Raw genomic sequence first — 20,814 nt, 5'->3', positions numbered from 1 at the left:
CGGCAGCCGGTGTCAGGCATGGCCGGCCTTTTCCATCTGGCGCAGGTCTCGCTTCAGGTCAGAGAGCTCGTCGCGCAGACGGGCCGCCAGCTCGAACTTGAGTTCGCCGGCCGCGGCCAGCATCTGGTCGTTGAGGTCGGCGATGATCGATTCGAGTTCGTTGGCCCCCTCGGCGGCGATGCCCACGTGGCGCAGATTGGGTGTCGGGCTGCGTTTCTTGCCCGTGCCCTGGTTGGCGGAGTTGCGCTTGGCGAGCATCTGAGCGGTGTCTGCACCCTCGCGAGCCAGAATGTCGGTGATGTCGGCGATGCGTTTGCGCAGCGGCGTCGGGTCGATGCCGTGTTCGGTGTTGTACTCGACCTGCTTCTCGCGACGACGGTTGGTTTCGTCGATGGCCTTCGCCATGGAGTCCGTGACGACATCGGCATACATGTGCACCTGGCCGGATACGTTGCGGGCGGCGCGACCGATGGTCTGGATGAGCGAGGTGGAGGAGCGCAGAAAGCCCTCCTTATCTGCGTCGAGGATCGCCACGAGCGACACCTCGGGCAGATCGAGGCCCTCGCGCAACAGGTTGATGCCCACGAGCACATCGTAGACGCCGGCCCGCAACTCGGTGAGGAGTTCCACACGGCGCAGCGTGTCGACATCCGAGTGCAGGTAGCGCACACGAACGCCAGCCTCGGCGAGGAACGACGTGAGTTCTTCGGCCATCTTCTTGGTGAGGGTGGTGACCAGAACGCGTTCGTTGCGCTCGGTGCGCAGGTGGATCTCCTCGAGCAGATCGTCGATCTGGCCCTTGGTGGGCTTCAGCACGATCTCGGGGTCGATGAGGCCGGTGGGGCGGATGATCTGTTCCACGACGCCGTCGGCGATGCCCATCTCGTATCGACCGGGGGTCGCTGAGAGATAGACGGTCTGGCCGACGCGTTCCTTGAACTCGTTCCACTTGAGCGGGCGGTTGTCGAGGGCGCTCGGCAGCCGGAAGCCGTGTTCGACGAGCGTGCGCTTGCGTGACGCGTCGCCCTCGTACATGGCGCCGATCTGTGGAACTGTTACGTGGGATTCGTCGATCACGATGAGGAAGTCGTCGGGAAAATAGTCGAGCAGGCAGTTCGGCGGCTCGCCCGCCACGCGCCCGTCCATGTGACGGGAGTAGTTCTCGATGCCGGAGCAGAAACCGATCTGCTCCATCATCTCGATGTCAAAGGTGGTGCGCATGCGCAGTCGCTGGGCCTCCAGCAGCTTGCCCTCGCGCTCGAGTTCGATCAGCCGCTCGTGCAACTCGGTCTGGATCGTGCCGATGGCGCGCTGCATCGTCTCGGGGCTGGCGGCGTAGTGCGTCGCCGGAAACACGGAGACGGCATCCATGGTCGTGATGACCTCACCGGTGAGCGGATGCAGCGCGTACAGTGCCTCGATCTCGTCGCCGAACATCTCGATGCGAATCGCATGCTCCTCGTACATCGGGATGATCTCGATGGTGTCGCCGCGCACACGGAACTTGCCGCGCGAGAAGTCCACGTCGTTGCGCTGGTACTGCATGCCCACGAACTTGCGGATGAGCACGTCTCGAGGGATTCTTTGGCCCACCTGCAGGGCTGCCATGGCCTCGAGGTATTCTTCTGCGGCGCCGAGACCGTAGATGCAGGAGACCGTGGACACCACCACGACGTCGCGCCGGCTGAGCAGCGAGTTGGTGGTGGAGTGCCGAAGCCGCTCGACCTCGGCGTTGACCGAGGAATCCTTCTCGATGAAAGTGTCTGTCTGGGGAACGTATGCCTCGGGCTGGTAGTAGTCGTAATACGAGACGAAGTATTCGACGGCGTTGTTGGGCATGAGCTCGCGGAACTCGTTGGCGAGCTGTGCGGCCAGTGTTTTGTTGTGCGAGAGCACCAGTGTGGGCCGTTGCACCTGCTCGATGAGCCAGGCCGTGGTTGCGGACTTGCCGGTTCCCGTAGCGCCGAGCAGCACGACATCCGTCTCGCCCGCGTTGATGCGGGCCGCCAACTCGGCGATCGCCTGCGGCTGGTCGCCGCTCGGTGAGTATTCGCTGATGACCTCAAAAGGGCGCACCGCGCGCGTGGCTTCCATGAATTCAAGTCTAGGCAGCAGCACCGACATTGCGTCGCGAGCGGTCAGCAAAGACCCCGTCTGCCTCGTCGAGCCGCAGCCTCTGGTCCCCGGGCAGCACGCCCACCGGTTGGTGCGTGACGAGTACCGTGATCTTCTCGGCGAGGGCGACGCGCAGATCGGCCATCAACGACTCGGCCGCCTCCTCGTCGAGGTGCGCGGTGGGCTCGTCGAGGAGAATCACGTCGGCGCGGGTCAACAGCGTGCGCGCCACGGCGACACGCTGCCGCTCTCCCCCGGAGAGGTGGCCGCCCGACGGGCCGAGTACCGTGTCGAGACCCTGTGGAAGCGTGTCGAGGAGTGGGCCGAGGCCGACGCGACGCAGTACTGCCGTCATCTCCGCGGCATCAGGCGCATCCTCGCGGCCTCGCGCGAGCAGCAGGTTGGCGCGTAGCGTCGAGTTGAACAGGTGACCCTCCTGTGGGCACCAGGCGAAAGATCGGCGCAGATTCTCGGAATCGAGCGTCGTCGCATCCGTGTCATTCACCAGGTAGCGGCCCGTTTCGGGGCGCAGATGGCCGAGCAGCAGCGTGAGCAGCGTGGTCTTGCCGCTTCCCGACGGCCCGGACACGACGAGCCACTCGCCACGGCGAACGTGGGCGTGCACGTGCTCGAACACCGGTGCGGATGCCCCAGGCCAGCGCGCCGACACGTCGTCGAGCCGGATGCTCGTGACAGCCGGCATCGAGGCGGGCTCGCCAGTGAGGTCATCGGCGAGGCCATCAGCGAGGTCACCGGCTCTCGCCTTCTCCCCCGCCGTCAATGTGGACACGCGGCCCAGCACCTCACGCAGCGCCGGCCACTGCTGAATGGCGGCGACCACGTCGAGCATCGAGTCGATGAGGGCGAGCGGCGTGAGCACGAGCACGGCGACGAGCTCGGGCGCCAATGTGCCATCGGCCACGGCGGCGGCCGTGAGCGGCAAAATGAGAATCGCGACGGCGCAACAGGCCAGCACGACCAGGGCGTTGCCGAGACCGAGAGCCCAGGCGCTGCGGCGGGCAACACCGCTTGCCCGCGCGTCGAGTTGGCGCAGCTGGCGACGCACCACGCCATCGACGGCGTTCGCGCGCAGCTCGTCGGCCGAGGCGAGCATGGCGGCGAAGCGCCGCAGCACCCGTGAACGCAGCTGCTGCTGCCCCCGTGCCGCCGCACGATCGGCGCCGAGCGCCACCGCGGGCGCCATCACCACGGTGATCGCCCCGAGGGCGACGAACAGCGGGACTGCCGGCGGGTAGACGATGCCCAGCGCGGTGATAGCTGCGACAGCCGTGAGCAACCCGGCGACCGGTGGCATGATCACACGGATCGAGAGGTCTCTCACCTGATCGACATCGCGAATGAGCCTGTCGAGGGCGTTCGACCCCGTGAGCAGTGCCCGATTGCGTGCTCCGTGCCTGGCCAGCGCAGTCCAGAGCCGCATGCGCATCGTCGTGACCGCGGCGAAGATGGCCTCGTGACTCACCAGGCGGTCCGCGTAGCGCAGCACGGCGCGGCCGATTCCGAAGAAGCGCACCCCCACGATGGCGACGAGCAGATACATGATGGGCGGATGCTGGCTGGCGCGCACGATCAGCCAGCCGGAGAGCGCGGTCAGCGAGATGGCGAACAGGGTGGCGAAGGTGCCGAGCACAATCGCGGCAGCGATACGGCCCGCGACGGGGCGCAGGAAGGCGCCCAACTCGCGGAGCGGATGTGGCCATGCGGCGGTCGCCGGGCGGTTCTGGTGCGCCTGCACGGGCACGGGCGCGGACGCGGACAGTGGCGCGGGCAGGCTCGCGGTCGCACGCTCGGCTCGCTCAGCGTGGGCGACCGTGGCCGCCCGCCCGCTCACGAGCACCGTATTCTCCGCAAGCGCGCGCACGGCGGGATCGTGTGAGGCGACGATCACCGTCACCCGGCGCCGCAGTGCGGCGATGGCCGCAATCAGGATGTCGGCGCTTGCCGTGTCGAGATGTGCGGTCGGCTCGTCCAGCAGCACGAGCCGCGCGCCGGCCTCGACCCGCAGAAGCACCCGGGCGAAGGCCAGCCGGCGCAGCTCCCCCGGGCTGAGTCGGGCCGGGTCGGCATTCGCGAGGTGCGCCAGAGACAGCTGGGTGAGCAGACGCGCGGCGGAGGCGGCGGCATCCGGTACCCCCTCGCCGTACACGAGCAGTTCGCGTAGCACGCTGCCAGCCACATACTTCGGATGCTGCGGCAGCCACGCAAGCCGCTCGCCATCCACTCCCGCGACCTGCCCGATCACCCGCGCGCCGTCCTCGGAGTCGCTGAGGCTGCCCGTGAGCACGGCGAAGATCGTGGACTTGCCGGCGCCGCTCGCGCCGTCGAGCACGGTAATCTCGCCAGCTGCTGCGGTGAAACTGAGGCCGGAGACCGCGGGCCTGTCACGACCGGAGTACGTAACCCGCAACCCTCGCACCCGAACCGCGCCCGTGGCACCGCTCGCATCGAGAATCGGGGCAGGCACCTCGAGCACCGCGTTCACCCGGGTCAGCGCCTCCTTGCCGTCCTGGGATGCATGGAAAGCCGTGCCGATCTCACGAAATGCCGTATAGCACTCGGGCGCGAGCACGAGCACCAGCAGGCCGATCTCGAGCGGCATGTCGCCAGAGACGAGGCGAACGCCGATGGTGACGGCGACGAGGGCGACGGAGATTGTGGCGATCAGCTCGAGCGCGAGCGAGGAGAGGAACGCGGTGCGCAGCGTCTGCACCGTCTTCTCGCGGTACCGCTCCGAGATGGTGCGCAGCGCGAGCGTCTGCTCCTGGGCCCGCCCGAGCCCCACGAGCACGGGAAGTCCGCGCGCGAGTTCCACCAGGTGTTCCGAGAGACGGGCGAGAGCATCCGTCGCCGCGCTGACGCGTTCGCGCGTGTGCATGCCAATGAGCGCCATGAACACCGGGATGAGAGGAACCGTGACGACGATGATGGCCGCACTGATCCAGTCGGCGAACAGGATGCGGGCGCCCACGAGCAGGGGCACGACCGCCGCATCCACGAGGGCGGGCAGAAAGACCGTGATGTATTTGTCGAGTTCGTCGAGTCCCTGTGTGGCGAGGGTCGACGACGCGCCGAGTGGTGGACCGGGCTGCGCCACGAGTTTCTCGGCCAGTTCTGCGCGAAGCTTCTCCTTCGTGCCCAGCAGCGCGCGGGCCGCCACCACGCGGTGAGCCCACGTGATCAGTGCGCGCAGCACCGCGGATGCGAGCCCCCAGGCCAGCCATGCGCGCCAGGCCTGCGTACCGGCGATGACGCTCACGATGCCGCTGGCGACGGCATCCGCCATCACCACCAGGCTGAGGCCGCGTAGCGCGCTCAACAGCCCGAGCAGGTACAGGCTGCGCCGGTCGAGACCTTTCATGACGACCTGACCGCGGGCGTGACCGGGCGCGCGTCGGGAATGTGCGCCCCGCTGACGCGCTTACGGAAGACCCAGTACGTCCAGCCCTGGTAGAGCAGCACAAGCGGCAGGCCGAAGCAGGCGACCACCGTCATGACACCGAGCGTGTATGACGACGACGCGGCGTTGCTGATCGTGAGGTCCCAGGCCGAGTTGAGGGTCGAGGGCAGTACCACCGGGTAACTGGCGGCGAAGATGGATGCCGCGCCCGCGACGAGAAACACGCCGAGGCTGAGGAACGCCCAGCCCTCACGACCGGCGCGATTGGCGAACCAGGCGATGACGGCGGCCGCCACGGCGACGACAACGAGCCCCCACGTGAGCTCGGTTCCATTCATGAACTGCACGCCCAACACCCACGCGACGAGCGGAAGCAGCGCGATTGGTGCCGCAATGCGGAAGAAGCGGCGACCGAAGAGGCGCACCTCGCCATCCGTCTTGAGTGCGAGAAAGGCCGACGCATGCACGAGGCTGAACCCGACGACGGCGAGACCGCCGATGACCGCATAGCCGTTGAACCAGGCGAATGCCCCGCCCACCCTGTCACCGTTGGCGTCGAGCGGAATGCCGGTCGTCGTGAGCGCGAGCATCGCACCGATGCCGAACGCCGAGACGAGCGAACCCAGACCGAGGGCGAGATCCCAGCCGCGCTTCCAGCGCTCGGTATGTCCCTTGCCACGGAACTCGATGGCCACGGCACGAAAGATGAGGCCCAGCAGCAGGATCACGAGCGGCAGGTACAGGCTCGAAAAGAGCGAGGCGTACCACATCGGGAACGCCGCGAAGGTGGCGCCGGCGGCCGTGATGAGCCACACCTCGTTGCCGTCCCAGACGGGGCCTATCGCGTTCAGCATGACCCGCTTCTGGTTCTCGCTCCGCGCGGAGAACAGCAGGTGCATGCCGACGCCGAGGTCGAAGCCCTCGAGAAAGAGATAGCCGGTCCAGAGCACGGCGATAGCCACGAACCACAGTGAGGGCAGAACATCCATTTTCTTAACTCCTTCTCAGTCTGCGAGCTCAGTACGCGAAAGCGAGCACATCGTCGTCGGATGCGCCGCCGCCGCCGCTGGAACCGGTTCCGTCTGTTTTGTGGTCACCGAGTTCAGGCAGGGCGCTCGCGACTCCGCCGCGCACGTAGCGGATCAGGAGCCGCAGTTCGAACACGAGCAGAACGGCGTACACGCTGCCGAGGGCGATGAGCGAGAACAGGATCTCGCCGAAGCTCACTCCGGGTGAGACCGCCGCGGCGGTGAACATGAAGACGCCGTCTACCCCGCTCGGGTTAGGGGCCACCACGAACGGCTGCCTGCCCATCTCCGTAAAGATCCAGCCCGCTGAGTTCGCAATGAACGGTGCGGCGATGCCGATGACGGCAAGCAGCATGAGCGACTTGAAGCGGGGCACCGTGCCCTTTCGGGTCAGCCAGAGTGCGACGGCGGCCGCGAAGGCGGCGAGGGCACCGAAGCCGATCATGATGCGGAAGCCCCAGTACGTGACCTCCATGATGGGCACGTAATGGATCGTCTCGCCGGCGCGTGCGCCGTAGAGCGGGTTGTCGGGCAGTGTCGTGCCGTATTTCTGCTGGTATTCCGGCACGAGCTGGTTGACCCCCTTGACCGGGGTGTCGAAGTTGCCGTTCGCGAGAAACGAGAGCACTCCGGGAATCTCGATGACGCCGACAACACCCGAGCAGTCACGCGAACCCGGATCGCCGATCGAGAGCACCGAGAAGCTCGTGCCCGTGTGGCAGGCGGCCTCGGCGGCGGCCATCTTCATGGGCTGCTGCACGAACATGAGCTTGCCCTGAATGTCGCCCGTGATGGCCAGGCCGCCGAACGCGACTATCGCGACGACGGCGCCGATGCGCAGCGAACCCAGCCATACCCGGTGGTCGCGGGCGTCGCGCCCGCGAATCTCGGGTGCCTCGCCCACGACGACGCGCCCGGTGGCATCGACCGTATCGATTCCGTCGCGGCGACGCTGCCAGAGCTGGTACCAGGCGATGCCGAGCAAAAACGCCCCTGCCGCGCCGAGCGAGCCGAAGATGGTGTGGGTGAACGCGGCGACAGCGGTGTTGTTGCCCAGGATGGCCCAGACATCCGTCATCACCGGGCGCCCGTTGTGCAGCTCGACACCGACCGGATGCTGCATCCACGAGTTCGCGACGATGATGAAGTAGGCCGAGAGGGTGGAGCCGGCCACGGCGACCCACAGGCATGCCAGGTGGACCTTCTTCGGCAGCTTGCCCCAGCCGAATATCCACAGCCCCAGGAACGTCGACTCCACAAAGAAGGCGAGCAGTGCCTCCATCGCCAGCGGAGCACCGAAGACATCGCCGACGAACTTGCTGTATTCGCTCCACGCGAGGCCGAACTGGAACTCCTGCACGAGGCCGGTGGCCACACCCACGATGAAGTTGATGAGGTAAAGCTTTCCCCAGAACTTGGTCATGCGGTAGTAGCGATCGTCGCCGGTGACGTGCCAGCGATGCTGCATGAAGGCCACGATCGGCCCGAGGCCTATCGTGAGTGGCACCATCCAGAAGTGGTAGACCGTTGTGATGCCGAACTGCCACCGTGCTATCAGCAGCGGGTCCAGATCCATCGCGTGCACAACGCCTCCTGTCGTCTTCTACGGCGTGTAGAACATTTCAGTTCTACCACGTGTAGAAGTAATTTTCTACACGCCGTAGAATTACCGATAGAATCGGTTCCATGGCAACACTCGGTGATCTCGAACGCAGCGTGATGGATGTTCTCTGGGACAGCGACGGCGCGCTCTCGGCCGTCGCCCTGCGGGATGAACTCGCCCAGCGAACGGCGGCAGATGCGGGCAAGTCACTGGCCGCGACGACGGTACTCACCGTGCTCTCGCGGCTCGAGAACAAGGGTTTCGTCACGCGTGACCGCGAGACGCGCCCGCACCTGTACCACGCCGCAACGGGGCGGGCCGATCACATGGCCGAACTCATGCACGAGGTGCTGGGCGGCGCGACCGACCGCGAGGCGGTGCTGGCGCGCTTCGTCGGGCAGGTCGGTCCGGACGAGGCCGAGGCGCTGCGCCGGATGCTCGAACGCAAGTAGATACGGTGCTGCTCACCTCGTTCGCGCTGGCGGCTCTTGCCGTTGCGCTGGCGTGGCCGGTGCCCATCCTGCTCGCTCGCGCCCACTGGCCTGCCCGCGCCCCCGGCGCGGCGCTCGTGGTGTGGCAGTCGATAGCCCTGGCCGGTGGGCTGTCGATGATCGGCGCGATGCTGAGTTATGGACTGGTGCCGTTCGGCAACGATCTCGTCAATGGGCTGCGCAGTTTTGTGGCCAGGCTGGTGGCCGGCACCCTGCCGCTCGGTGCCGAGTTCAGCCAGATGTTCGCCCTCAGTGGCGCTATTCTGCTCGGCATCCACCTGCTGCTGAGCCTGGTGACCACCTTCGTGAAGGCCGAACGGCTGCGACGTCGGCACGCGCAACTGGTAACGCTGCTCAGCGACCCCATGCCTGAGCGCCCGGGAACCCGCTTGATAGACCACGCCGCGCCGGTCGCATACTGCCTACCGGGAACCACCCGCTCGGTCACGGTGCTCTCGGCCGGCCTCATTGACCTGCTCGATGAGGACCAGCTGCGGGCGGTGGTGGCCCACGAACGCGCCCACGCCTCCCAACGGCACCACCTGGTGCTGTTGTCGTTCCGCGCCTGGCGCGGGGCTCTGCCGTGGTTTCCCATCGCGACCCGGGCGCACGAGGCCGTTGCCATGCTCGTGGAGATGCTGGCCGACGACGGGGCACGTCGCGAGGTGACGGATGCCACGCTCGTGCGTTCGATTGCCCTCGTGGCGAGCGAATCCGGCGAGCCGTCCACCCTCTCACCGGGGCTGGAAAGCCCGCTCGCCGCCGACGGCCCCAGCGCCACCAGGCGCATCGCGCGTCTCGTGGACGCCCGGGGTGCCCTGCCCACGCCGCTGCGTGCGCTGGCCATCGCGTGTGCCGTCGCCCTCCTCGCGGTGCCGACCGTCCTTCTGGTGGCACCGGCGTTCGTCTGAACCGGCACGGCCGAGGGTTACTGACGGCGTTTATCGGCCGGAGCTCAACTCGGCCCAGAGCGCGTCGACCTGCTCGAGGGTCTGCGCGAGCGTGCCGTTGGCGTCGATGACGACATCGGCCACCGCGAGCCGCTCCGCGTCGCCGGCCTGCGCGTCGATGCGGCTCGCCGCCTCCCGCGTGCTCAGGCCGCGGACGTCGACGAGCCGTCGCATCCGCTCGTCACGATCGGCGTGCACGACCACAACGCGGTCGAAGTTCAGCGGACGATCCCCGCTCGCCTCCACGAGCAGCGGCACGTCGTAGATCACGACGGCATCCGGGTTCGTCGCCTCGGCGGCGGCGAACAACTCGGTGGCTCGGCGCCAGACGGCCGGATGCGTGATGGCGTTCAGATCGAGCCTGCTCTGCTCGTCGGAGAAGATGATCGCGCCGAGCGCGGGCCGGTTCAGCCGCCCATCGGCATCGATGACACCTGAACCGAAGCGCTCGGCGATAGCGGCCAGGCCAGCCGTGCCGGGCTCCACGACTTCGCGCGCCACTTTATCCGCGTCGACGAGCACCGCACCGTGCTCGACGAGGCGCTTCGCAACGGTGGACTTGCCGGATGCGATTCCCCCGGTGAGCGCGACCACAAGCATCCGCCCATGCTATCGGGCGGGGGCATTCGCTGCCCGGCGCGCACAAACGGCCGGCCCCATCGGGACCGGCCGTTTGAGTACTAGCTGCTAGGTGCTAGTTGCTGCTCGAGAGCTTCTCGCGCAGGGCGGCAAGCGTCTCGTCGTCGGCGAGGGTGCCGCCGTTGGCGGATTCCGCCGTGAATGCCGAGCCGGCGGATGAGGTGCTGGAGCCAGCCGCCTCTTCCTCCAGGCCCTTGGCGACCTGCTTCTTGTGCGCTTCCCAGCGAGCCTGGGCTGCAGCGTAGTCCTGCTCCCACTTCTCGCGCTGGCTGTCGAAGCCCTCGCGCCACTCGTTGGTCTCCGGGTCGAAGCCCTCGGGGTACTTGTAGTTGCCCGCGTCGTCGTACTCGGTGAGCATGCCGTACAGGGCCGGGTCGAACTCGGTGCCCTCAGGGTCGACGCCCTCGTTCGCCTGCTTCAGCGAGAGCGAGATGCGGCGACGCTCGAGGTCGATGTCGATGACCTTGACGAAGACCTCTTCGCCGACGGAAACGACCTGCTCGGCCAACTCAACGTGCTTGCCGCTGAGCTCGGAGATGTGCACGAGACCCTCGATGCCGTCTGCGACGCGAACGAACGCACCGAACGGAACGAGCTTGGTGACCTTGCCCGGTGCAACCTGGCCGATGGCGTGGGTGCGGGCGAAGACCTGCCACGGGTCTTCCTGCGTTGCCTTGAGCGACAGGGAGACACGCTCGCGGTCGAGGTCCACCTCGAGAATCTCGACGGTGACCTCCTGGCCGACCTCGACGACCTCGGATGCGTGCTCGATGTGCTTCCAGCTGAGCTCGGAGACGTGCACGAGGCCGTCAACGCCGCCCAGGTCGACGAACGCACCGAAGTTGACGATCGAGGAGACGACGCCCTTGCGGACCTGGCCCTTCTGGAGGTTGTTGAGGAACGAGGTGCGGCTGGCCGACTGGGTCTCTTCAAGAAGCGCACGACGTGAGAGCACGACGTTGTTGCGGTTCTTGTCGAGCTCGAGAATCTTCGCCTCGATCTCCTGGCTGAGGTACGGGGTGAGGTCGCGCACGCGGCGCAGCTCGATGAGCGAGGCAGGCAGGAAGCCGCGCAGTCCGATGTCGACGATGAGGCCGCCCTTGACGACCTCGATGACCGTTCCGGTCACCACGCCATCGGCATCCTTGATCTTCTCCACATCGCCCCACGCACGCTCGTACTGAGCCCGCTTCTTGGAGAGGATGAGGCGACCTTCTTTATCTTCCTTCTGAAGAACGAGGGCCTCGACGGTGTCTCCGACGGAGACGACCTCATCGGGGTTCACATCGTGCTTGATGGAAAGCTCGCGGGAGGGAATGACACCCTCGGTCTTGTAACCGACGTCGAGCAGAACCTCGTCGCGGTCGATCTTGACGACGGTGCCCTCGATGAGGTCCCCGTCGTTGAAAAACTTCAGCGTCTTTTCGACCGCGGCAAGAAAGTCTTCAGCAGATCCGATGTCATTGATGGCGACCTGCTTGGGTGCCTTTTCGGTCGTTGCGATTGTCATGTAGTAAGTGCTCCAGGATGGACATATATCGGGCCACTCGCGATGTTCGATACGCCGTTGACGACCGAACAGGATGGTGTTGTTATTCCGCGAGTGGCATGCGGATAGGACGTCACAAATGTGACAGTCAAGCTTAGCTGTTTTCGGCCGTCCCCGTCCACTCCAGAATAGAGACATGATTCGCAGGCGCATCGTGGTGCACGGGCAGGTACAGGGAGTGGGTTTTCGCTACTCCGCGCGACAGCGGGCGAGCTCGCTGAATCTGGCGGGATTCGTGCGAAATGCTCCGAATGGCGTAGTGGAGGCCGAGATCGAGGGCGATGAGGTGGCGGTGCAGCAGATGCTCGACTGGTTGCGGCACGGCCCGGCATGGGCGACGGTCGATGCCCTCGAGGTCACGGAATGTACGCCGAACGACGAGCATGGTTTCCGCATCGAGCGCTGAAGCTCCGCTCGCGGAAGGATGTTCACGGTCGGCGATCGCTGCTAGTTTGAAGGAAGAAATTCCCTTCAAATAGAGAACCGGAGACGTCACCATGAGCATTGCGGATCGCACGGCCGAAACCGTTTGGACAGGCAACCTCGCGCAGGGAGCCGGCAGCATCAACTCCGGCAGCGGGGCATTGAAAGACCAGTCGGTCACCTGGGCCGCGCGCACGGAGACACCCGGCGGAAAGACCAGTCCAGAGGAACTCGCGGCTGCCGCACATTCGTCCTGCTATTCCATGGCTCTCGCCCTCAGTCTCGGCGAGCACAAGCTCACACCTGAGCGATTGCACGTCTCCTCCACTGTCACGCTCGATGCCGTCGACGGGTTGCCCACTATCGTCTCGTCTGCGCTCACGGTGAAGGCCGTCGTGCCGGGTGTTGACGCCGCGACATTCCAGAGCATCGTCGATGAGGCATCCGCTCTGTGCCCAGTCTCACGCCTGTTCGCCGGCGCTTCGATCACCGTCGACGCCACCCTCGAATCGGCCTGAGCAGCCCCCACCGACCGGCAATCCCCCTGACCGGCGGCCCGCCGCGACACCGGCGGGCCGCCCTCCGTGTCCGCCCACTTCTCAGGTGTGCAGAGTCAGTCCAGCAGTGCAGACCGCAGAGTGTCCAGTCCCACACCGCCGATGTCGAGCGCCTTCTTGTGGAACGCCTTGATGTCGAAGGAGGCGCCCTCGCGGCGTGCGTACTCGTCGCGCAGCTGCTCCCAGATGCGCTGCCCGATCTTGTACGACGGCGCCTGTCCGGGCCAGCCCAGATAGCGGTTCACCTCGAAACGCACGAACGGCTCGTTCATGTTGACGTTGCGGCCGAGGAATCCGAAGGCGTACTCGCCGGTCCAGGGGCCGCTGCCGTCGGGCAGCGTCTTCTCGAGGTGCACGCCGATGTCGAGCACGACGCGGGCGGCGCGCATGCGCTGGCCGTCGAGCATGCCCAGCCGGTCGGCGGGGTCGTCGAGGTATCCGAGCTGCTCCATGAGGCGTTCGGCGTAGAGGGCCCATCCTTCGGCGTGCCCCGAGGTGCCGGCGATGCGGCGCCACGAGTTGAGCATGGCCTTGTTGTATGTGGCCTGGCCGATCTGCAGGTGGTGCCCGGGAATGCCTTCGTGGTACACGGTGGTGAGCTCGCGCCAGGTATCGAACTCCGTGACGCCCTCGGGCACGCTCCACCACATGCGGCCGGCGCGCACGAAGTCGTCAGACGGGCCCGTGTAGTAGATGCCGCCCTCCTGCGTGGGAGCGATCATGCACTCGAGCCGGCGTATCTCATCCGGAATGTCGAAGTGCGTCTTGCCGAGCTCTTCGACGGCGCGGTCGCTGGTCTCCTGCATCCAGCGCTGCAGGGCGTCGGTGCCGTGCAACTTGCGGCTGGCGTCGCCGTCGAGAAACTCGATGGCCTCGGCAACGGATGCCCCGGGCTTGATCTCGCGCGCTATCGCCTCCTGCTCGGCGGTCATGCGGGCGAGCTCCTCGATGCCCCATTCGTAGGTCTCGTCGAGGTCGACGGCGGCACCGAGAAAGCTGCGGGAGGCGAGGGTGTAGAGATCCCGGCCGACGGCATCCTTCTCGGGGGCGTGCTCGGCGAGTTCGTCCTTCAGGAATGCGGCCAGCGACGCATAGGCCGCGGCCGATTCACGGGCACCCGCGGCGAGGTCGCTCTTCAGCGAGTCGGGCAGCCCTGCCTCTCCGGCCTTCGCATTCTGGGCGAGCTGGAAGAAGAAGCCGGTGTCGGCCACCTGCTTCTGGGCCTGCACGATGTTCTCCCGCACCTGGCGGATGGCCGGCACGTTGCCAGCGCGGATGCCGCTGCGCAGCGTTTCGATGTAGCCCGCCATTGCCTGCGGAAGATTGTGCATTCGCTTGGCGATGTTGCCCCAATCGGCCTCCGTCGCGGTGGGAACGAGGTCGAAGATATCGCGCAGGCTCTGCACCGGAGACGCAATAACGTTGAGGTCGCGCTGCTCGAAGCCGGCCTCGTGCTTCTCGATCTCGAGCTCGAGTTCGCGGGTGAGATCAAGCTTGGTGACGCGGTCGACATCGTCGACGGCCTCGGCCGCGCGGATCTTCGCCAAGGCCTTTCTGGTCTCTTCAACGGCGCTCTCGGCCCCGGCGGGCGAGTAGTCGGCGTATTCGCCTTCGCGGCCTTCCCGGCCCAAATAGACCCGGAATTCCGGGTACAGATCGAGTTCGGTATCGACCCACTCGTCAGCAATTGTGTCGATGGCAGTGGGGTTTCGCTTCTCTGCGTTTGTCATGCGTTCGAGCCTAACCCCGGCAGGACCGGGGGCTAGTGCGCGGCGGCGTCCCAGTTGGGCCCGCGACCCAGCTGCACGTCGAGTGGAACGCTGAGCTCGGCGGCCGTGGACATGCGGTTCGTGACGATGCCGCTAAGCGCGTCCCACTCTCCCGTCGCGACCTCGAAGATGAGCTCGTCGTGCACCTGCAGCAGCATGCGTGATTCGAGCTTCTGCTCGCGGAGGTCGCGGGCGATGCCGAGCATGGCGATCTTCAGGATGTCGGCGGCCGATCCCTGGATCGGCGCATTGAGCGCCGCGCGCTCGGCATTGTCGCGCAGCACCCGGTTCGAACTCGTGAGATCGCCGAAGGGCCGCCTGCGGCCGAAGATGGTCTCGGTGTAGCCATCGACGCGGGCCTGTTCGACAACGTTGCGCAGATAATCGCGCACCGCCCCGAAGCGGGCGAAATAGTCTGTCATCAGCTGCTTCGCCTCGGACGATTCGATGCGCAGCTGCTTCGAGAGCCCAAAAGCGCTGAGTCCGTACGCGAGCCCATACGACATCGCCTTGACCTTGGAACGCATGGCAGAGGTAACCTCGGCCGGGTCGACGCCGAAGATGCGCGAACCCACGAAGCGGTGCAGGTCCTCCCCCGCGTTGAACGCCTCGATGAGCCCGGCGTCGCCCGAGAGATGCGCCATGATGCGCATCTCGATCTGCGAGTAGTCGGCCGTCAGCAGAGTGTCGTATTCGGGGGCACTGATGAAGGCCGAGCGAATGCGACGGCCCTCCTCGGTGCGCACCGGGATGTTCTGCAGGTTGGGATCGTTCGACGAGATGCGGCCCGTGCTCGTGCCGGTCTGGTCATACGTGGTGTGGATGCGCCCGTTCTGCTCGACGCCGCGCTCGAGCGTCTCGATGATCTGCTTGAGCTTGGTGACATCGCGGTGCTGCAGCAGCAGACCCAGGAACGGATGCGGGCTCTTCTCCTGCAGATCTGTCAGCGACGCGGCATCCGTGGAGTACCCGGTCTTGGTGGAACGGGTCTTGGGCATGCCGAGTTCGTCGAACAGCACCTGCTGCAGCTGCTTGGGCGAGCCGAGGTTCACCTCGCGCCCGATCTCGGCGTACGCGCGCGTTGCGTAATCATCCGCCCGAGTCGTGAGCTCTTCGCGCAACCCGGTGAGCACCGGTCGATCGATGGCGACGCCGTCAAGTTCCATGCGCGCCAGCACCGAGACCAGCGGCAGCTCGATGGTGTCGAGCACGCGCCTGGAACCGGCGTCTATCGCCAACGCCTGGCTCTCGGCGATGCGCAGAACATACCAGGCCTCGGTGGCCACACCGATGGCGTCGTCCGCAGGCACCAACTGGTTGGGGTCGGACTGCGGCAGGTTCTCTCCCAGAACCTCGTATACCTGGTCGGCAAGCGAGAGCGGATGCCCGCCGGGCTTGATCAGCCAGGCCGCGAGCCGCGTGTCGAAAGCGAGTCCGTCGAAGGCGATGCCGGCGCGCGAGAGCGCCTTCAGCTGAGGTTTGGCGTAGTACAACTGCTTCGGCGCATCGCTGGCGAGCCAGGCCTCCAGGGCCGTGTAGTCCGGACGTTCGGCCGCCCACGGCACGTATACCGAATCGTCTTCGGTGGCGAGGCCGAAGCCGGTGATGCCAGCCTGGCCGTGCTCGATCTGCACGGCGATGGCCGGAGACCCGTCGCTCGTGGCCTTCTTCAGCCAGTTGGCGAGCTCTTCGTCGATCAGGGTGCGCACGGCCGGGGCGCGCGGCGTGAGGTCATCTTCCGTGGCCAGTGCCGCATCGGACGGGGCTGCCTCGTCGATGCCGCCCTCAGCCGCCGCAATCGTGAGCACGCGCTCCAGCAGCGTCTTGAACTGCAGCTTGTCGAAGATCTCCCGAATCGCCTGCTCGTTCATGGGGCGACGCTCGAGGTCGGCGGGCCCGACGGGCAGCTCGACATCGTTCACGAGCCGGTTGAGGCGGCGATTGCGAATCGCGTTCTCCTTCTGCTCCCGCAGCTTCTCCCCCACGACGCCCTTGATTTCGTCGGCGTGCGCCAGCACCTCGTCGAGGCTGCCGTACTGCGTGATCCACTTGACGGCGGTCTTCTCGCCGACCTTGTCGATGCCGATGAGGTTGTCGCTGGTCTCGCCGACGAGGGCGGCGATCTCGGGGTATTGATGTGGCTGGATGCCGTAACGCTCGTGCACCGCCTCGATGTCGTAGCGTTTCAGTTCAGAAACGCCGCGGGCGTTCGGATACAGCAGGGTCACATTCTCGTTGACAAGCTGGATCGCGTCGCGGTCGCCGGAAACGACGAGCACCCGGTATCCGGCCTCGTCGCCCTGCCGGGCAAGCGTGGCGAGAATGTCGTCGGCCTCGAAGTCTTCCTTCGTGACCGTGACGATATTCATGGCGTGCAGCGCCTCTTCGAGCAGCGGAATCTGCCCAACGAACTCCGGCGGCGTCTCACCGCGGGTGCCCTTGTACTCGGGATATTCGCGGGTGCGGAAGGAATACCGCGAGATATCGAAGGCCACGGCGATGTGGGTGGGTTTCTCCTGCTTGAGCAGGTTGATGAACATGGCGATGAATCCGTGAATGGCATTGGTGTGCTGCCCCTCGCGGTTCATGAAACTGTCCACCGGCAAAGCGTAGAACGCCCGGAACGCGAGCGAATGACCGTCGATGATCAGGAGGGTAGGCTTTTCTGAGTGCGGCACACGGCCAGCCTACAAGTGCCGTCAGACACTCTGCTTGCATAATTCCTGAGCCCGCCAATCGTACGAAGGTGACCATGACCGAACTCATTACGGATGCCCTTGCCTGGGTTCAGGCACGTGGAGTCGGCGCCCTGGCCGACAAGATGGGCATTGAGTTCACCGAGTTCACTATCGAACGTGCGGTCGCCACGATGCCGGTCGAAGGAAACACCCAGCCGCGCAATCTGCTGCACGGCGGGGCCTACGTCGTTCTCGGGGAGTCTCTCGGTTCGATGGCCGCGAATCTGCACGCTGGCATGGACAGGTTCGCCCTCGGCATCGAGATCAGCGCCTCGCACAGCCGCTCCGCGACATCCGGTTTCGTGACGGGGGTGTGCACACCCATTCATCTGGGACGTACCCTGACGACACACGAAATCGTGATCTCAGACGATCAGGGGCGCCGCTGCTCCACGGTGCGCATCACGAACCTGATCAAAGACGCCCGGTAGCTACGCCTTCGCAGTAACTACTTCTTCGGCGCTGACAACTGCTCGATGATCGCCTGGGCGACATCGTGCATGGTGAGGCGACGGTCCATGGATGCCTTCTGAATCCAGCGGAAGGCCTCCGGCTCGGTGAGTCCCATCTTCTCGTTGAGCAGGCCCTTGGCCCGGTCGACGAGCTTGCGGGTCTCGAAGCGCTCCACCATATCGGTGACCTCGGCCTCGAGGGCAATGATCTGCGCGTAGCGCGCAAGGGCGATCTCGATGGCAGGCAGCAGGTCGTTCGGCGTGAACGGCTTGACCACATAGGCCAGAGCGCCGGCCTCGGTGGCCCGCTCCACGAGCTCTTTCTGGCTGAACGCGGTCAGCAGCACCACGGGAGCGATGTGCGCCTTCGACAGCCGCTCGGCGGCGGAGATGCCGTCAAGCTGCGGCATCTTCACGTCCATGATCACCAGGTCGGGCCGCAACTCGGTTGCGAGGGCCACGGCCGTCTCGCCGTCACCGGCCTCCCCCACGACTTCAAAGCCGTTATCGCGAAGAATCTCCACGATGTCGAGACGAATCAGCGATTCATCCTCCGCAACGACGACGCGGCGGGGTGCGGTTGGGGCAATGTCCTGGTCACTCACGAGTGAAAGCCTACGGTATTCTGAGGGTCGTTGTTGTGCGCCGGTGTGGCGGAATGGCAGACGCGGAGCACTCAAAATGCTTTGCTCGAAAGGGCGTGTGGGTTCGAGTCCCACCACCGGCACAAGACATCTTCGGGTCTCCGGAACGGCGCGAGTAGCGTAAAGACCATGTTTCACAGCTACGTTGCCATCGGCGACAGTTTCACCGAGGGTGTTGGCGACGAGCGTGCGGATGGCCGGGCGCGCGGCTGGGCGGACTTCGTGGCGCTCGGGCTGGCTGCGGCAACGACCGAGCCGGTTCGCTACGCCAATCTGGCCATTCGCGGGCGCAAGCTCGGCCCGCTCATCGCCGAGCAACTGCAGCCCGGGATCGAGCTGCGCCCCGAGCTGCTGAGCGTCAACGGCGGCGGCAATGACATCATGCGTCCGCGGGTGTCGATCGAGGCGGTCGCGAGGCAACTCGATGACGCGGTCACGGCGGCGCTGGCCGCAGGCATCCATGTGCTGCTCTTGAGCGGAGCGAATCCGTCACAGCACCTGCCCTTCGGCGGTGTCGTACGCACGCGTGGCGAGCGGCTCGCGCGCGCCGTGCGGGCACATTACCCGCGCCAGAACGTCACCTTCGTCGACAACTGGGCGGATGCCGGGCTCGAGGACATCCGATACTGGTCGGCCGACAAGCTGCACCTGAATGCGCTTGGCCACGCACGCGTCGCGAGCAACGTTCTTACCGCGCTCGGCGTAGCCGTGCCGAGCGCATGGGGCGTTGAGGAGGTGGCCGCTGCGCCGCCCGGGGAACGGGCACGCAACACTGCCGCCTACTACCGCAGCTTCGTGCTGCCGTGGATCGGACGTCGTCTGACAGGACGCTCGTCCGGCGACGGCAGGGTGGCGAAGATCGCCACCCTGGAGCCCGTGGATCTCAGCCAGGCCTGAAGCCCGAGCCTGTCGGCGACGCGGCTACTTGGTGGCGTACGCCGGGGCCGCTCCGTTGTGGGCGTCGCCGACGACGTGCACGCGCACGTCGTTGGTCGAGCCAGAGATTCCGGGGGGCGAACCGGAGATGACCACAACCTTGTCGCCGACCTTGGCCGTGCCGTTGCCCAGAAGGATGTCGTCGACCTGCACAAACATCTGGTCGGTGTGCGTCACCATCTCCACGAGGTGGCTCTGGATGCCCCACGTGAGTGCGAGGCGGCGGCGGATGGCGGGCTCAGGCGTGAAGGCCAGCATCGGAATGTTCGAGCGCAGCCGCGCCATGCGGCGTGCGGAGTCCCCGGACTGCGTGAACACGCAGAGGAACTTCGCGTCGACGAATTCGGCAACCTCGGCGGCGGCCAGCGTGAGCGCGCCACCCTGCGTGCGCGGCTTCGTGCCGAGCGGTGCGACCCGCTCCAAACCGTGCTCCTCGGTGGATTCGACGATGCGGGCCATGGTCTGCACCGTGATCACCGGGTATTCGCCGACGCTTGTCTCGCCGGAGAGCATGACGGCATCCGCGCCGTCGAGAACGGCGTTCGCGACATCCGAGGTCTCGGCGCGGGTCGGAACCGGGCTGGAAATCATGGACTCGAGCATCTGCGTTGCCACGATGACGGGCTTGGCCATGCGGCGGGCCAGTTCGACGGCACGCTTCTGCACGATCGGCACGGCCTCGAGCGGCAACTCGACGCCGAGGTCGCCGCGGGCGACCATGATGGAATCGAAGGCGTCGATGATCTCCTCGAGCGCGTCGACGGCCTGCGGCTTTTCGATTTTGGCGATGACAGGAATCTTTCGGCCCTCTTCGGCCATGATCTCGTGCACGCGCGTGATGTCGCTGGCGTTGCGCACGAAGGAGAGGGCGATGAGGTCGGCGCCGAGCTTGAGGCCCCAGCGCAGATCGGCCTCGTCTTTCTCAGAGAGAGCGGGCACGTTCACCGCAACGCCGGGCAGATTGATGCCCTTGTTGTTCGAGACGGCGCCGGCCACGACGACCTCGGTGGTCACCGTGCGCTCGTCGGACTTCACAACGCGCACCTTCACCTTGCCGTCGTCGATCAGCAGAAAGTCGCCGGCCTTGACGTCCTGGGGCAGCCCCTTGAACGTCGTCGACGAGAGCTCCTTGGTGCCCAGGATGTCATCGATGGTGATGGTGAACGTATCGCCGACGGCGAGGTCGTACGGGCCGCCCTCGAACTTGCCGAGGCGAATCTTGGGACCCTGCAGATCGACCATCACGGCGACGGCACGACCGGCATCATCCGCTGCCTTGCGCACATTGGCATAGACGCTCTCATGAACGTCGTAGCTGCCGTGGCTCAGGTTCATGCGGGCCACGTCGACACCGGCATCGATGATGGCACGAATGTTCTCGTAGCTCGATGTTGCCGGGCCCAGTGTTGCGACGATTTTTGCTCGTCTCATGCTTGATGTACTCCGTGATTCTGCGCCGGATGACGCGTGGGTGTCGGGGCTGAAGAACGCGGGCGCGTGTC

At 66.0% G+C, this 20,814-nt stretch carries 16 protein-coding genes and 1 tRNA gene; 7 read left to right on the top strand and 10 right to left on the bottom strand.

Features of this window, described 5'->3' with window-relative positions; translation table 11 throughout:
* Nucleotides 1-12: 12 nt before the first annotated feature.
* The 4 genes from uvrB to ASC63_RS13155 are packed head-to-tail and all read right to left on the bottom strand — an operon-like array spanning nt 13 to nt 8,131.
* The gene (uvrB, locus tag ASC63_RS13170; RefSeq protein WP_055815541.1) at nt 13-2,094 is read right to left on the bottom strand and encodes an excinuclease ABC subunit UvrB; all 2,082 of its coding nucleotides are present in this window, start codon (nt 2,092-2,094) and stop codon (nt 13-15) included.
* A gap of 10 nt (nt 2,095-2,104) precedes the next feature.
* Nucleotides 2,105-5,494 carry a thiol reductant ABC exporter subunit CydD gene (gene cydD, locus ASC63_RS13165; RefSeq protein ID WP_055814163.1) on the bottom strand — a complete coding sequence of 1,130 codons (3,390 nt, stop codon included), beginning with the start codon at nt 5,492-5,494 and terminating at the stop codon, nt 2,105-2,107.
* Nucleotides 5,491-6,522, bottom strand: coding sequence for a cytochrome d ubiquinol oxidase subunit II (cydB, locus tag ASC63_RS13160; protein ID WP_055814162.1), 1,032 nt, complete (start codon nt 6,520-6,522; stop codon nt 5,491-5,493). Before cydB ends, cydD begins: the two co-directional genes overlap by 4 nt.
* A 28-nt stretch (nt 6,523-6,550) precedes the next feature.
* The gene (locus ASC63_RS13155; RefSeq protein ID WP_055815538.1) at nt 6,551-8,131 is read right to left on the bottom strand and encodes a cytochrome ubiquinol oxidase subunit I; all 1,581 of its coding nucleotides are present in this window, start codon (nt 8,129-8,131) and stop codon (nt 6,551-6,553) included.
* Between the two features lie 116 nt (nt 8,132-8,247).
* On the opposite strand from ASC63_RS13155, the gene ASC63_RS13150 reads away from it, so the two are divergent.
* Together ASC63_RS13150 and ASC63_RS13145 are read left to right on the top strand one after the other, a co-directional pair.
* Nucleotides 8,248-8,616, top strand: a complete 369-nt coding sequence (locus ASC63_RS13150; protein ID WP_055814159.1) for a BlaI/MecI/CopY family transcriptional regulator — start codon at nt 8,248-8,250, stop codon at nt 8,614-8,616.
* Nucleotides 8,617-8,621: 5 nt separating this feature from the next.
* Nucleotides 8,622-9,566: a M56 family metallopeptidase gene (locus ASC63_RS13145; RefSeq protein WP_055814156.1), complete on the top strand. Its 945-nt coding sequence runs from the start codon at nt 8,622-8,624 to the stop codon at nt 9,564-9,566.
* A gap of 30 nt (nt 9,567-9,596) precedes the next feature.
* Here ASC63_RS13145 and coaE read toward each other — a convergent pair whose 3' ends face one another.
* Nucleotides 9,597-10,205, bottom strand: a complete 609-nt coding sequence (gene coaE, locus ASC63_RS13140; protein ID WP_055814152.1) for a dephospho-CoA kinase — start codon at nt 10,203-10,205, stop codon at nt 9,597-9,599.
* A gap of 94 nt (nt 10,206-10,299) precedes the next feature.
* On the bottom strand, nt 10,300-11,754 hold the full coding sequence (gene rpsA / locus ASC63_RS13135; protein WP_055814149.1) for a 30S ribosomal protein S1: 1,455 nt from the start codon (nt 11,752-11,754) through the stop codon (nt 10,300-10,302).
* A 175-nt stretch (nt 11,755-11,929) separates the two neighbouring features.
* Between rpsA and ASC63_RS13130 the strand changes: the two genes are divergently transcribed.
* Together ASC63_RS13130 and ASC63_RS13125 are read left to right on the top strand one after the other, a co-directional pair.
* A complete protein-coding gene (locus ASC63_RS13130) occupies nt 11,930-12,199 on the top strand; it encodes an acylphosphatase (protein ID WP_055814146.1) in 270 nt (89 codons plus the stop codon).
* A 91-nt stretch (nt 12,200-12,290) separates the two neighbouring features.
* A complete protein-coding gene (locus ASC63_RS13125) occupies nt 12,291-12,734 on the top strand; it encodes an OsmC family peroxiredoxin (RefSeq protein ID WP_055814143.1) in 444 nt (147 codons plus the stop codon).
* A gap of 95 nt (nt 12,735-12,829) precedes the next feature.
* Here ASC63_RS13125 and ASC63_RS13120 read toward each other — a convergent pair whose 3' ends face one another.
* Nucleotides 12,830-14,503 carry a DUF885 domain-containing protein gene (locus ASC63_RS13120; protein ID WP_055814141.1) on the bottom strand — a complete coding sequence of 558 codons (1,674 nt, stop codon included), beginning with the start codon at nt 14,501-14,503 and terminating at the stop codon, nt 12,830-12,832.
* Between the two features lie 32 nt (nt 14,504-14,535).
* Nucleotides 14,536-17,220, bottom strand: a complete 2,685-nt coding sequence (gene polA, locus ASC63_RS13115; RefSeq protein ID WP_055814138.1) for a DNA polymerase I — start codon at nt 17,218-17,220, stop codon at nt 14,536-14,538.
* Between the two features lie 74 nt (nt 17,221-17,294).
* Here polA and ASC63_RS13110 point away from each other — a divergent pair, with 74 nt between their 5' ends.
* Entirely contained in the window at nt 17,295-17,711 is a 417-nt protein-coding gene (locus tag ASC63_RS13110) for a hotdog fold thioesterase (RefSeq protein WP_055814135.1), read from the top strand.
* Nucleotides 17,712-17,728: 17 nt separating this feature from the next.
* Here the strand turns inward: ASC63_RS13110 and ASC63_RS13105 are convergent, their stop codons facing one another.
* A complete protein-coding gene (locus ASC63_RS13105; RefSeq protein ID WP_055814133.1) occupies nt 17,729-18,337 on the bottom strand; it encodes an ANTAR domain-containing response regulator in 609 nt (202 codons plus the stop codon).
* A gap of 39 nt (nt 18,338-18,376) precedes the next feature.
* Here ASC63_RS13105 and ASC63_RS13100 point away from each other — a divergent pair.
* Both ASC63_RS13100 and ASC63_RS13095 read left to right on the top strand, forming a co-directional pair.
* A tRNA-Leu gene (locus tag ASC63_RS13100) sits at nt 18,377-18,459 on the top strand.
* Between the two features lie 46 nt (nt 18,460-18,505).
* Complete coding sequence (locus tag ASC63_RS13095) at nt 18,506-19,273, top strand: SGNH/GDSL hydrolase family protein (RefSeq protein WP_055814129.1); 768 nt, start codon at nt 18,506-18,508, stop codon at nt 19,271-19,273.
* A 24-nt stretch (nt 19,274-19,297) separates the two neighbouring features.
* On the opposite strand, the gene pyk is transcribed toward ASC63_RS13095, so the two are convergent.
* On the bottom strand, nt 19,298-20,743 hold the full coding sequence (pyk, locus tag ASC63_RS13090) for a pyruvate kinase (RefSeq protein ID WP_055814126.1): 1,446 nt from the start codon (nt 20,741-20,743) through the stop codon (nt 19,298-19,300).
* Nucleotides 20,744-20,814: the final 71 nt, after the last annotated feature.

This window comes from Leifsonia sp. Root112D2 (assembly GCF_001424905.1).
Taxonomy (GTDB): Bacteria; Actinomycetota; Actinomycetes; order Actinomycetales; family Microbacteriaceae; genus Root112D2.
This window is presented reverse-complemented; position numbering and strand designations above follow the sequence as displayed.